We start from the raw sequence: 13,730 nt of genomic DNA, 5'->3' as shown, positions 1-13,730 counted from the left end.
TCCTTCAATAATTATTCAACTGCTTCAGCTAATTTTTTAGCGAATACTTCTAAGTTTTCGATATCTTCCTCTTCGGCAGCCATTTCAACTTTTACATTTTCCGCACCTTTAGTGGCACCTGTTTTGGCAAATGCAGCATCGAAATCGTCCACTGATTTGCAGTACATTTCGTAGAAGGTATCACCAGAACCGCAAACACCATAGACTTTGCCGGATAAATCCAGTTCCTGTAATTCTTCATAAAGATCGACGATTTCATCAGGCAGGTCGCCTTCGCCGTAAGTGTAAGTTGCTACGACACAGATATCGGCATCTTGAAAATCTTCCGCATCCACCTGGGTACACTCATCTACCTCTACTTCAATATTTAAATTTTCAAGGGCTTCCGCTACGATGTCGGCGATTTCCTCAGTATTTCCAGTCATACTTGCGTATACAATTTTTGCTAATGTCAAAAAGAATTCCTCCTTGGAACTATATTTAGGCAGATTATACCAAAAGTCTAAGCAAAAAGGAATGTTTCTTTAAGAGAATCGTTAAGCATTTGTTCGCTTTATAGGGTTATGTTAAAATAGGAAGGATGAAAAAGGAGACGAGAACATGATTACATTAAAATCACCAAGAGAAATTGAAATGATGAACGAATCCGGCGAATTGTTAGCTGACGTACATCGTCATTTACGCGCATTTATTAAACCAGGTATTACAAGCTGGGATATTGAAGTTTTTGTTCGCAAGTTTATTGAAAGCCACGGTGGAATAGCCGCTCAAATCGGCTTTGAAGGCTACAAATATGCTACTTGTATTAGTATCAACGATGAAATCTGTCATGGATTCCCTCGTAAAAAGCCGTTAAAAAATGGCGACTTAATCAAAGTTGACATGTGTGTGGAATACAAGGGTGCTATGTCAGACTCTTGCTGGGCATACGTTGTAGGAGAAGCTTCTCCTGAAATTCAACGCTTAATGGATGTCACGAAAAAAGCTTTATACTTAGGGATTGAACAAGCCCAAGTAGGCAATCGGATTGGCGATATCGGCCATGCAATTCAAACTTATGCTGAAGGCGAAGGATTTTCAGTCGTACGCGATTTTGTTGGGCACGGCATTGGACCTACGATTCACGAAGAACCTGCTATTCCTCACTACGGTGAAGCTGGCAAAGGCCTTCGCTTAAGAGAAGGCATGGTTATTACGATTGAACCGATGATTAATACCGGTGATTGGCAAATGAAAATGGACTCCAACGGTTGGACTGCCTATACTTGTGATGGCGGCTGGAGCTGTCAATATGAGCACACTTTGGCAATTACCAAAGAAGGTCCTAAGTTGTTAACCTCTCAAGGGGAAGAAGGCACATACTAGAAAAGGAAACACTATGCTGGAGAAACTAAAAAGCAATGAAAAATTGATGCGTTTGATTGAAACTGTACAGACCCACGTGCAAGAAACTGAAATAGGCGACCGTTCCGTTGTAGTCGCCTATTATTTATTGCTGTCATTTTTTCCATTGTTGATTGTTATTGGGAACTTGCTCCCATACTTGAGTATTACACCGGAAACCGTTCTACCTTACGTGCGGGAAATTATTCCTGCTGAAATTTATGAATTTCTTAAACCAGCAATCGAAGGACTGCTTTCCAATAATTCAGGCGGTCTATTGTCTATCTCGGTTTTTGCGGCTATCTGGTCTTCCAGTAAAGGCGTAAACGCTTTGCAAACGGCGTTGAACCGAGCATATGGAGTAGATGACCGCGGGAATTTTGTTATCAGCCGGATTGTTTCGGTGGGAATGGTGGGTCTGCTTCTAATGGCGGTTATAGCGATTGCGCTGTTTTTCAGTGTTGGTCAGATAATAATGGATGGATTACAACCTTTATTGGGGTTCTCGACTGCATACATTGAGACCTTTACTCGCTTACGTTGGCCAATTACTTTATTAGGGTTGCTGATTATTTTGAGTGCAATTTACATCTTGATACCTAATGCCAAAGTTCGACTGAGATATACTCTTCCAGGAACTATTTTTGCAACACTGGGCTGGATGGTTTTAGCCCAAGGCTTTGGCTTGTATGCACGAACGTTTGCTCGCAGTATTTCTGGTTATCAAATCATCGGAAGTTTTATTGTTTTAATGCTTTGGTTGAATTTTGCAGCTACCATTGTCATTTTCGGTGGTATCATAAATGTAACTTTGGAGGAAATTCGTACCGGTCGTGAAGTACGCCAAGGAAACAGTAGAGTAAACAAGCTTTTAAAATTTTTCAAAGAAAAGTCATCAAAAAGTGACAAATCAGACCAATAACTCCTATAACCTTGCCTTAGATGGTTGTAAAGCAGGGGGAATTCGCTATAATATTTTTTGAGAAAAGGTGGGTGGCAAAATGATAGTCTCGTTTGGACTAATTATCAAGTATTTCCTTACATTTTTAATGGCGCTGATCCTAACGCCGATATTTAAAATTATTTCTGTTCAAACAGGAATGGTTGATAAACCAAATGCACGACGAATCAATGAGGTGACTATGCCTAGTGCAGGCGGTCTGCCGATTTTCATTACCTTTGCCATTTCAACACTCTTTTTCTTTAGGCACGTAATTCCACATACATATCTGCTGCCAATTTTATTAGGCGGAACCGTGATTGTTATTACGGGCATACTAGATGACAAATTTGAATTAAGTCCGAAGCAAAAAAGCTTGGGCATTTTAATTGCGGCACTAATTATTTATTTTAGATCAGATATCCAATTTAATTTTTTAACTATTCCTATATTAGGCCACGTGGAGCTAGGCTGGTTTAGCTTACCAGCTACGGTCTTTTGGATTTTTGGTATTACCAATGCAGTGAATTTGATTGACGGCTTGGACGGTTTGGCTTCCGGCGTTTCAATTATCGGCTTGACGACAATCGGTGTAATCGGCTATTTCTTCTTGCACGCGTCAACGACCTATATTTCACTAACTATTTTTTGTCTGGTTGCCAGCATTATGGGCTTTTTCCCTTACAATTTCAATCCTGCTAAAATATATCTAGGGGATACAGGCGCTTTGTTTTTAGGATTTATGATTGCTGTTTTATCCTTAGAAGGGTTAAAAAACGTGACTTTTATTACATTAATTACCCCTTTAATTATTTTAGGAGTTCCAGTAACAGACACGTTTTTTGCAATGATACGCCGACGTGCCAAGAAAATACCTATCTCAGAGGCCGACAAGCAGCATTTGCACCATCGATTAATGGATTTAGGCTTTGGCCATCGCGGCGCGGTATTAACGATCTATGCGATTGCAGTGCTCTTTTCTTTTACAGCCTTGTTAATCAACTACACCAGCAAAATCGGCACGATTGTTCTGATCATAGCCATGGGCTTTGCGATTACTTTCTTATTAGAGCTGATTGGATTAATCAGCGAAAAATACAGTTTTATCACGAAAACCTTCCGCCTTTTTGGAAACAAAGAATACCGTTCGCAAGTCCTTAAGAAATACTTTAAGAAATGAGCCAGCCATTGATGAATACACCTACAGAGATTGTCACTATTAGTATCGTTACCCATAATAGTGACAAAATTTTTTTAAGTTTGGATACGTTGATTGATAAGCTTGGGGATAACCCCGCTGTCAAAATAATAATTTTTGATAATCATTCGGAGGCTGGATACCAGCAAAAATTGTTGGGTTACCAGCGTTTTCCGTTTATTCAAGTGACTCTTCATGAAGAAAATAAAGGGTTCGGTTTCGGACATAATTATAATCTATTATCTAAACCTTCTGATTTTGCAATTATTTTTAATCCAGACATTATTTTAGAACAAGATGTTCTAAACGGATTAGTTTCTTTGTTGAAGCAGCACTCGGAGGCAGCATTGCTGGCTCCGAAAATTTTGAACGAAGACGGGACTACACAGCACTTAGTTCGTCAAAAGCTGGATGTTTTTGACTACATGCTGCGCTTTGTTCCTTTTCATTTTGTCAAAAAAATGTTTGACAAACGTTTAGCCAGGTTTGAATGCCGGGAGTTGCCGGATGATCGGGACAGCTATGTGCGGATGATTTCAGGCAGCTTCATGGTGGTGGATGTTGAGAAGTTTGCCGCTGTAGAAGGTTTCGACGAGCGCTATTTTATGTATTTTGAAGACAACGATCTTTGTAGAAAGATGGAAGCTGCCGGATACAAAGTGTTATACACACCAAGATTTCAAGTTGTTCATTTATATGAACGGGGAGCGGTGAAAAGCCGCAAGCTGTTTTTCGTCTTTTTGCAATCAATGAGAAAGTATTTCAACAAATGGGGTTGGCAATTCTTCTAGGGAGGATCACATGCACAATAATCAAGGGCTATCTGTTTCTGTTTGTATGGCCACATATAATGGGAGAGCGTTTATTGAAGCACAGCTAGACAGCATTCTGCCGCAATTAACTGAACAAGACGAACTAGTCGTTTCTGATAACTCTTCAACCGATGGTACTTGGGAATTGTTGAAAGCCTATCAAGAAAATGACCACCGAATCCGACTTTTCAAAAACGAACGCCCCGGTGTAATTGGTAATTTTGAATATGCCATATCTAAAGGTCAAAATGATCTTATTTTTCTAAGTGATCAAGACGATGTGTGGCAGCCGAATAAAGTAAGTGTCATGAAAAAGTACTTTCAAGGGCATCCAAATATCACCGTGATTGTTTCAGATTTAATAATCGTTGACAATGATTTTCAAACGCTGATTCCTTCTTATCAGGCATTGCGTCATACTAAGCCAGGTTTCTGGCACAATTTGCTTCGCAGTAGCTATATCGGTGCAGGAATGGCTTTTCGTAAAGAACTCAAGGACTTGATTTTACCAATCCCAAGCGACGTTCCAATGCATGACATGTGGATCGGATTATTAGCTGATCACACGAAAGGTGTAGTGTTTATTCCAGACCAACTAGTTTATTACCGTAGGCATGGTTTAAACACAACTGAGATAAAAACATCTGCCTCAAAGGTACAACAATTTCAATGGCGCTGGAAAGCATGGCGTTTAGTTAGGAAAAGACTGACTGAAAATAAAAAAAATACGTAAAGTACTTTCTCCATTAGTAACACATCATGTATAATGAGACACGTATGTATAGAAAAAGTTAGGAGCGTAAACATGAAAGGAATTATTTTAGCAGGCGGCAGCGGTACGCGCTTGTATCCATTAACCAAAGCAACTTCGAAACAATTAATGCCTGTCTATGACAAACCAATGATTTATTACCCAATGTCTACTTTAATGTTGGCTGGTATTAAGGAAATTTTAATTATTTCGACACCAGAGGATACACCACGATTTGAAAGCTTATTCGGTAACGGACAAGAACTAGGTATTCACATCGAATACGCTGTTCAAGAAAGCCCAGATGGATTAGCGCAAGCCTTCATTATTGGCGAGGAATTTATTGGTGATGATAGTGTTTGCTTAGTTCTAGGCGACAATATTTATTACGGTGACGGATTATCTCGTATGTTGCAGCGCACCGCAGCTAAAAAAGAAGGTGCTACAGTATTCGGCTATCACGTAAACGATCCCGAACGGTTCGGTGTCGTTGAGTTTGACGACAATATGCAAGCTGTTTCCATTGAAGAAAAACCGGAACAACCTAAGTCAAACTATGCTGTTACTGGCCTATATTTCTACGATAACGATGTTGTGGAAATTGCTAAAAATATTAAACCTTCAGATCGTGGCGAATTAGAAATCACCGATGTGAATAAAGAATACTTGAATCGCAACAAGCTTTCGGTTGAAGTAATGAGTCGGGGATTTGCCTGGTTAGATACGGGAACCCATGAGTCATTATTAGAAGCTTCTACCTTTATTTCGACGATCGAGAAGCGTCAGAATCTAAAAGTAGCCTGCTTAGAGGAAATTGCATTCCGTATGGGTTACATCACTAAAGAACAGCTAGTTGAATTAGCTCAACCATTGAAGAAAAATCAATATGGACAATACTTATTACGTTTAGCAAAAGAGGAAATATAATGGGAAAATTAGTCGTAACTGAAACCAAATTAACCGATGTAAAAATTTTGGAGCCGGCTGTATTTGGCGACCATCGCGGTTTTTTCACTGAAAGCTATTCTGAAAAAGATTTTAAAGAAGCCGGAATTGAAGCTGATTTTATCCAAGACAACCATTCTTTATCTAGTCAACCGGGTGTTTTGAGAGGTCTGCATTTCCAAAAAGGAAAATCAGCGCAGACAAAACTTATTCGCGTGGTTACTGGAGCTGTATTAGATGTAATTGTTGACATACGCAAAGGTAGTCCAACTTATGGTCAATGGGAAGGTTATATCTTGTCTGAACACAACCATCGTCAACTATTGGTACCAAAAGGATATGCCCATGGCTTTATGACTTTAACACCAGACGTTAACTTCTTATACAAATGCGATAACTATTATGATGCAGCAGCTGACGGCGGCATTGCCTTCAACGATCCTGACTTAAACATCCAATGGCCAATGGCGATGGATAAAGCTATTACTTCAGAGAAGGATCAAAAGCATCCGACATTAAAAGAATTCGAAGCAGAAAATCCGTTCGTTTACGGTGAAATTTAAGGAGACAAAGCATGAAAAAGATAATCGTTACTGGTGGAGCCGGCTTCATCGGTTCTAACTTCGTTCATTACGTGGTAAATCATCATCCGGAGGTTCACGTTACTGTTCTTGATAAATTGACCTACGCGGGTAATGAAGCTAATTTGGCCGGCTTGCCAGAAGAGCAAGTGAAATTGGTAGTTGGCGATATCGCTGATGCTGAATTAGTTGAGCAGCTAGTAAAAGAAACGGATGCTGTAGTACATTATGCAGCTGAATCTCACAATGATAATTCATTAAAAGATCCATTCCCATTTGTGCAAACTAACATTATTGGGACTTACACGTTAATCGAAGCATGCCGCAAACACAATGTACGCTATCATCATGTTTCGACTGATGAAGTATATGGAGATCTGCCACTACGAGAAGATCTTCCAGGGCACGGTGAAGGTGAAGGCGAGAAGTTCACGGACCAAACACCTTACAATCCTTCAAGTCCGTATTCATCAACTAAAGCAGGATCTGATTTATTAGTAAAAGCTTGGGTTCGTTCGTTTAATTTGCAAGCGACAATTTCTAATTGTTCTAATAACTATGGTCCTTACCAACATATTGAAAAATTCATACCGCGTCAAATTACTAACGTATTGAGCGGTATTCGCCCTAAATTATATGGCGATGGCAAAAATGTCCGCGATTGGATCCATACTAACGATCATTCTTCAGCGGTTTGGACAATTCTTACTAAAGGCAAGATTGGTGAAACTTACCTAATTGGTGCTGATGGCGAAGAAAACAACAAATCAGTCATGGAATTAATTCTAGAGTTGATGGGTCAATCTAAAGATGCTTACGATCACGTAAATGATCGTCCAGGTCATGACTTGCGTTACGCAATTGATTCTACCAAACTGCGGGAAGAACTAGGTTGGACACCTGAGTTTACCAATTTTCGTGATGGATTAGCAGATACGATTCGCTGGTATGAAGAAAACCGTAATTGGTGGGAAGCTGAAAAACAAGCTGTTGAAGCCAATTACGCGAAAAACGGTCAATAATTCAACTGGCAGGGAGACCTGCCTTTTTTTGAGAAAAGGAGAGAAACGCGATGATCTTATTAACAGGCGGTAACGGGCAACTAGGAACTGAACTAAGAAAGCTGTTAGACGAAAAAGGCTGGGAATACATTTCAACGGATGCAGATGTTTTAGATATTACAGATGCTGAGAAAACGATGGATTATATCACTGATTTGAAGCCGGAACTGGTTTATCATTGTGCGGCTTATACAGCTGTTGATAAAGCGGAAGACGAAGGCAAAGAATTAGATGAAAAAATTAATGTTGACGGTACCCGCAATGTGGCGAAAGCAGCAAAAGCTGCTGGTTCAAAATTAGTCTATATTAGTACAGACTATGTTTTTGACGGCACACGCAAAGACGGAATGTATCAAGTGGATGATAAAACTAACCCACAAAGCGAATATGGCCGTACTAAACTATTAGGCGAAAAAGCTGTTCAAGAAATCATGGATGATTATTTCATTATTCGTACCTCTTGGGTATTCGGTATCTATGGTCACAATTTCGTTTACACGATGCAGCGTTTAGCAGAAACTCATAAACAGCTGACAGTAGTGAATGATCAATATGGTCGCCCAACTTGGACTAGAACGTTAGCTGAGTTCATGACTTTTGTTGTTGAAAAAGAAGCACCATTTGGCGTTTATCATTTATCGAACGAAAACAGCTGCTCATGGTATGAGTTTGCCAAAGAAATTTTGAAGGATACTGAGGTAGAAGTTTTGCCAGTTACTTCTGAAGAGTACCCGCAAAAAGCCAAACGTCCACAGTATTCGGTGATGGATTTAAGTAAAGCTAAAGACTTAGGCTTCAAAATACCAACTTGGCAAGAAGCTTTAGAACAATTTATTAAATTAGAGAAATAAAGCAGAAGGAGGTACAGGATTTGTTCGATATGGTCATTGTGTTATATCAGGTAAAAGCAGCGGATTCTTTAACGGTGCAAAGCCTGCAGCAGATCCTGGCCTTAGAAGCTTTTCCCGAGTTGCGAAGAATAATTGTGTTTGATAATAGTACTGTTGAAGATGCTCCCGTCTTCACGGATGAGCGATTCTTTTATCACTATGTCCATGGAAACCAAGGCTTGGCAAAAGCCTACAATTTCGTATGGCCTCAAAGTTTGGCTGCTGGATGCCAATGGTTGATTACTTTGGACCAAGACACAGAGTTAACGGTAGACTATTTTAAATCAATTATATCTGCAAGTGAAGTTGCTAATAAAACAGTAGGAATCATCGCTCCCGTTATTCAAGACGGTGTGCAACAAGTTTCACCGGTAAGAAATGACACCTTGCGTCCTTTACATACCTCTCTGCCCAAGGGAGGAGAAGTATATAGTGAAAAAATCATGGTAATAAATTCAGCCGCTATGATCTCACTGAGCTTTTTAGAAAAAATTAACGGTTATAATGAAGATTTCTCTTTGGATTATTTAGATCACTGGCTTTGTTGGAAGGTCTATCAAGAGAAGAGGCAAATAAAAGTGTTAGATGAATCGCTTCATCATCAACTGTCGGTATTGGATTACAAGGACAGGATGAACCTGACGAGGTATCAGCAAATTTTAGCTGCAGAAAGTTTGTTTTACCGTGATTATGAAACAAACTTGTTTGCTGAATATAAAAGACAGTTGTTTTTGAGGAGTGTTAAGCAGATTTTCAAAGGATTTTTCCCCTATGCAGGAAGAACCTTGTCACAGTACAAATCAATTTTGGGGGAAAGAAATGGAAACTAGGTTACAACAGAGAAGTAGAGAAAGAGCTAGAGAAAGAAATACGGGGCCTTTAACGAAGATTGCTGATTTTATCATCCGCTTTCGTTATTTAATAGGACTCATTTTCCTTGTTATAATTGTTTCGCTCAATTTAAATGGAAGTTCAATCGGGGCGTGGGATAATACCGTTTCTCAAAGAGATGACGGAAAAACAACGGATGTCATTTTTGGTCAAAGCCGTGGCATTCGTTCAGATGAATGGATGGTTCAGACTCCTTTCTATTTTTCACAAATAGAAGAGGGTTTTCCGGTATTAAATGAGAATTATGGAATCTCTGGTCAAAATATGATTATTGCCTACAATTCTCCTGTGAAAGATATCACTCAAATTGGAAAACCATTTAACTGGGGCTTTTTTTTCTTGGATAAGGATCGCGCGCTCTCTTTCTATTGGGGGTTTAAGATCATTTTCATGATCCTCCTTGGATTTGAACTTTCGATGATTTTAACTAAGAAGAACAAGTATCTTTCTATGTTAGGCTCATTGATGATAACTTTTTCTCCGGCTGTTCAATGGTGGTTTATGCAGCATGTCGGTGATTTAATCTTCTTTACTTTGGGATTAATGGTAGCATTTTATCATTATTTTGCTAATCACGATAATAAAATTCTGCGAAGTTTAATGATGCTTTTGGTAATTATATGCGGGATTGGTTTTGTGCTAGTTCTGTATCCTGCTCACCAGGTTGTATTAGCCTATTTAATCCTGTTTTGGTTTATTGGTCTGGTGGTTCATTTTCGAAAAGAAATTCGCTGGGACAAACTAGATTTACTTTTAATTGGGGTGGCATTGCTGTTTATAGGCTATGTGTTATTTCACTTCTATCAAGAATCTAAAGGTGCATTAGAGGCAACTATGAATACCTTATATCCCGGACGGCGTGTTTCAACTGGTGGAGGATTGAAATTATGGCAAATGCTGCTCTTTTTGACTAATTGGAAGACACCATTTACGGAGAAGATACCGTTCGCCAACCATGCTGAGGTTGCCGGCTTTTTCAATTTGTATTTGTTAATCATTCCTTTTATAGTAGTCATTCTATTAAAAAAAGAGTTGAGAAAAGAGAACTTTTTAGGAGTAAATCTTTTAGTGTTTTCTCTGTTCTTACTAGCTTTCATGGTTTTTGGGTTACCAGAAAATTTAGCAGAAGCGTCTCTTTTATCTTATGTTCCGACAACTAGAGCAGTCTTTACTTTTGGCTTTGTAGCATCATTATTGACTATCTGGTTCATTGGTTTCATTTTTGAACAAAAAAGATTACCTCGATGGTTGCGTGGGGGGATTGCGATAGTTTCTGGGGCAGCAATTTGCGTCACACTAGCCAATTCTCCAATTATGAAATATTTCAATTTGTTTGACCTTATTGCCACGACGTTAATTGTCGCTCTAATTATTTGGTTTATTTTAGCTAAAAAGAAAAGAATAGCTATAGTGATGTTGTTAGCTTGCACAATTACCAGCGGATTTTTTGTAAATCCTGTGGTGCATGGTACCGGAGCAATTTATGAGAAAAGCTTAGCTAAAGCAATTATGAAACAAGAGAAAGAAGATCCAAATCAATTATGGTTGTCGGAATATCATCTGTACAACTTTTTACCAGCTCTTGGAGTAAAAGCCTATAATACAGTCCGATTTTATCCTGATATGGCAATGTGGGAAGATGTAGACCCAGATAAAACGTTTGAAAAAATATACAATAGGTATGCTCATATTGACGCTTATGTTACGAGGGCTGATACTAATTTCGAGCTAACCAATCCCGATTCATTTTCGGTATATATCAACTTTCTTGCTGTCAAGGAACTAGGCATAAAATATGTTGTCACCCATAGAGATCTAACAGCCTTCAATCCTTACAATTTTGCACATTTTAAATTAGTATACGGACCTGAAAAAGATGATTGGCGAATTTATGAGATGAGTTTCCCAGAAGGCGCAGGGCAAATTGAAACTAACACTTCAAGCGGTGAAACGGGAATAAACGAAACCATTCCTGACCCACCACAAGTCGAAACACCGGCATATCCATACAGTTATTATTAAGAGGAGAAAAAAATGCGAGATAATGATACTAATATTTTAAATACGATAAGCCTTTTTATCCTTTTTACGATGATTTGTGCCTGCTTCTTTCTCTGGACAAGAGGTATTGGAACTCAACCGATGCTTGATTTGTACACGGGGATGGTTAGATATGTAACTTTTGCTGCGATTATTGTTTTGATTCTAAATGTTTACCGTTTAGGAGTGGTTGATTGGATTTGGGTAATAGTAGCAGTTGCAACGGTTCCCTTCTATTCTCAATTTTCGGACTTAAGAGGTGCAGGTTTTTTCCAAAATGTAATACTTGCATTAATCATTGTCGTTGTGCTTGATTTTAAAGTTGTTTATTTTCCAAAATGGACTCGGGCACTGCTAGGTAGTATTATTCTAGTCATATTGCTGATTACCATGTTTCGTATTTTTACTGAGATGCCTGCACCGTCGGACGGGAAGTCTATCTGGGCGCCTACCAATAAACTAAAAGAAATTTGGATTAATACGAATACCATCGGGGCATCAGTTATGTCGGCAACGTTCTTGTCCGCGTGCTTAATTAAATCATTGCGAACGGGTTGGAGTGACTGGGTGGTCTATCCGATTTATTTGATGGGATTAGCAGGAACTTGGGTTGTGCAGTCAAAGGCATCATTTGCGGCAACTGTTTGTTTTGTTCTTTTAGATATCTTCCCAGAAAATATTAAGGAAAAATTAAAACATGTGCTTGGTGGAGCCTATACAGTGTTTTTAACAGCTATTTTCCCGATTTCTTACTTTGTTGCTTTTTCAGATGAAGTCAACATTTTTACTGGAAGAGAAGAGATTTGGCGACTTTTTTATGAGGAACTTTTTGAAAAGAGCCAACAGTTTTTCGTGGGGATGCATCCATTTACTTTCCAAAGAGGTAACGAAATTTTGGGTTATCACAATAGTTACAATTCGCTTTTAGGGCAGTATGGAATTATTGGATTGATTCTTATCATCTTGTTTATCCTTTACAATGTGTGGTCAATTGTCATGAAAAGAGATTTTGAAGTAGCTAGATATAGTTTCTTACTCGCTTTTTTTGGCATCTTACTGCAGTCTACAATGGAAGATACTCTTATAGCAGGATTTTGGATTCCACTGACATTTAGCTTATTGGGACTTGCTCATCAACAGTCTTTAGAAGATGAAGAATATGAATATGATTATTATGAAGAAGATTTTTATCAGGATTACCAAGAATTTGAGAACGTCGACAGCGGATCCTTGCATTCTCGCAGCTCACGTCATAAATAATCTTAAGAATAAGCTTAGATATTCTAAATATCTAAGCTTATTCTTTTAGGCAAACTTGCTTTTAAACTTTGAATTCTGTAGAATAAGACCGTTAATCAACTTAGCAATAGTTGCTTGGTTGAATACTGAATGAATAGAAAAATTAGTGTAATGAAGGGAAATACAATGATTAAAGATTTGATTAGTTTTTTTAAAGAGATCTATAGCAACCGTGTGCTTCTAAAGCAATTTTCAGTCAATGATTTTAAGGCGAGGTATGCCGGATCAGCCTTCGGTATTTTTTGGGCATTTGCCAATCCAATCGTAATGGTACTGACTTACTGGTTTGTTTTCGGAGTAGGGTTCAAGGCTGCAATGACTGATGGGAAATATCCATTTATTGTATTCTTGCTGACTGGTTTGGTTCCATGGCTCTATTTTTCTGAAGTTCTAGGAGCAGCAACTAATGTTTTTCGTGAATACAGCTACTTAGTAAAAAAAGTAGTTTTTAATATTAGAATATTACCTACTGTAAAACTATTGTCAAATCTCTATATGCATGCTTTCTTTATCGTTATTGCTTTCATTGTAGCGATATTTAATCAATCAATGCCTAGTCTGTATACCTTGCAAATTTTCTATTATTTGTTTTGTATGATGATGTTTTTGACTGGACTTACTTGGATCACTTCTTCGATCCAACCGTTTTTCCCAGACATCAATCAATTCATTGGGGTCATTATGCAGGCCTTGATGTGGGGAACACCGGTATTGTGGAGTATTAATCAATTTCAGGCCCATCCAACAATTCAATTTATCTTGAAATTGAATCCGATGTTTTATGTTGTTCAAGGGTATCGTGACGCCTTTTTCAGTGAACAGTGGTTTTGGGAAAAACCTTTGCTGACTATCTATTTTTGGGTGATTACATTAATTTTATTAGTTATCGGCAGTGTGGTATTCAAGCGTCTAAAACCACATTTTTCTGACGTATTATAA

The 13,730-nt window shown here is 38.5% G+C and carries 14 protein-coding genes; 13 read left to right on the top strand and 1 reads right to left on the bottom strand.

What is annotated here, in order from left to right; genetic code table 11:
- Positions 1–11 precede the first annotated feature (11 nt).
- A complete protein-coding gene (locus tag JZO70_RS18870) occupies positions 12–455 on the bottom strand; it encodes a flavodoxin (protein WP_207675239.1) in 444 nt (147 codons plus the stop codon).
- Positions 456–600: 145 nt separating this feature from the next.
- Between JZO70_RS18870 and map the strand changes: the two genes are divergently transcribed.
- From map to JZO70_RS18805, 13 genes are all read left to right on the top strand, one after another.
- Positions 601–1,365, top strand: a complete 765-nt coding sequence (map, locus tag JZO70_RS18865; RefSeq protein WP_207675238.1) for a type I methionyl aminopeptidase — start codon at positions 601–603, stop codon at positions 1,363–1,365.
- 13 nt (positions 1,366–1,378) lie between these two features.
- The gene (locus JZO70_RS18860) at positions 1,379–2,305 is read left to right on the top strand and encodes a YihY/virulence factor BrkB family protein (RefSeq protein WP_207675237.1); all 927 of its coding nucleotides are present in this window, start codon (positions 1,379–1,381) and stop codon (positions 2,303–2,305) included.
- Between the two features lie 79 nt (positions 2,306–2,384).
- On the top strand, positions 2,385–3,503 hold the full coding sequence (locus tag JZO70_RS18855) for an MraY family glycosyltransferase (protein ID WP_207675236.1): 1,119 nt from the start codon (positions 2,385–2,387) through the stop codon (positions 3,501–3,503).
- An 8-nt stretch (positions 3,504–3,511) separates the two neighbouring features.
- Positions 3,512–4,312, top strand: a complete 801-nt coding sequence (locus JZO70_RS18850) for a glycosyltransferase (RefSeq protein ID WP_430748903.1) — start codon at positions 3,512–3,514, stop codon at positions 4,310–4,312.
- Between the two features lie 10 nt (positions 4,313–4,322).
- Positions 4,323–5,066, top strand: a complete 744-nt coding sequence (locus JZO70_RS18845; protein WP_207675234.1) for a glycosyltransferase family 2 protein — start codon at positions 4,323–4,325, stop codon at positions 5,064–5,066.
- A gap of 72 nt (positions 5,067–5,138) precedes the next feature.
- Complete coding sequence (gene rfbA, locus JZO70_RS18840; protein ID WP_207675233.1) at positions 5,139–6,011, top strand: glucose-1-phosphate thymidylyltransferase RfbA; 873 nt, start codon at positions 5,139–5,141, stop codon at positions 6,009–6,011.
- Positions 6,011–6,592, top strand: coding sequence for a dTDP-4-dehydrorhamnose 3,5-epimerase (gene rfbC, locus JZO70_RS18835; RefSeq protein WP_207675232.1), 582 nt, complete (start codon positions 6,011–6,013; stop codon positions 6,590–6,592). Before rfbA ends, rfbC begins: the two co-directional genes overlap by 1 nt.
- An 11-nt stretch (positions 6,593–6,603) precedes the next feature.
- Complete coding sequence (gene rfbB / locus JZO70_RS18830; RefSeq protein WP_207675231.1) at positions 6,604–7,632, top strand: dTDP-glucose 4,6-dehydratase; 1,029 nt, start codon at positions 6,604–6,606, stop codon at positions 7,630–7,632.
- 50 nt (positions 7,633–7,682) lie between these two features.
- Positions 7,683–8,522: a dTDP-4-dehydrorhamnose reductase gene (gene rfbD / locus JZO70_RS18825; protein WP_207675230.1), complete on the top strand. Its 840-nt coding sequence runs from the start codon at positions 7,683–7,685 to the stop codon at positions 8,520–8,522.
- Between the two features lie 29 nt (positions 8,523–8,551).
- Complete coding sequence (locus tag JZO70_RS18820) at positions 8,552–9,391, top strand: glycosyltransferase (RefSeq protein ID WP_242704031.1); 840 nt, start codon at positions 8,552–8,554, stop codon at positions 9,389–9,391.
- Positions 9,381–11,474 carry a DUF7657 domain-containing protein gene (locus JZO70_RS18815; RefSeq protein ID WP_207675345.1) on the top strand — a complete coding sequence of 698 codons (2,094 nt, stop codon included), beginning with the start codon at positions 9,381–9,383 and terminating at the stop codon, positions 11,472–11,474. The genes JZO70_RS18820 and JZO70_RS18815 overlap by 11 nt, the downstream gene beginning before the upstream one ends.
- A gap of 12 nt (positions 11,475–11,486) precedes the next feature.
- Positions 11,487–12,752: an EpaQ family protein gene (locus JZO70_RS18810; protein ID WP_207675228.1), complete on the top strand. Its 1,266-nt coding sequence runs from the start codon at positions 11,487–11,489 to the stop codon at positions 12,750–12,752.
- Positions 12,753–12,917: 165 nt separating this feature from the next.
- Positions 12,918–13,730: an ABC transporter permease gene (locus JZO70_RS18805; RefSeq protein WP_207675227.1), complete on the top strand. Its 813-nt coding sequence runs from the start codon at positions 12,918–12,920 to the stop codon at positions 13,728–13,730.

It is taken from the genome of Candidatus Enterococcus moelleringii (assembly GCF_017377575.1).
GTDB classification, from domain to species: Bacteria; Bacillota; Bacilli; order Lactobacillales; family Enterococcaceae; genus Enterococcus_A; species Enterococcus_A moelleringii.
This window is presented reverse-complemented; position numbering and strand designations above follow the sequence as displayed.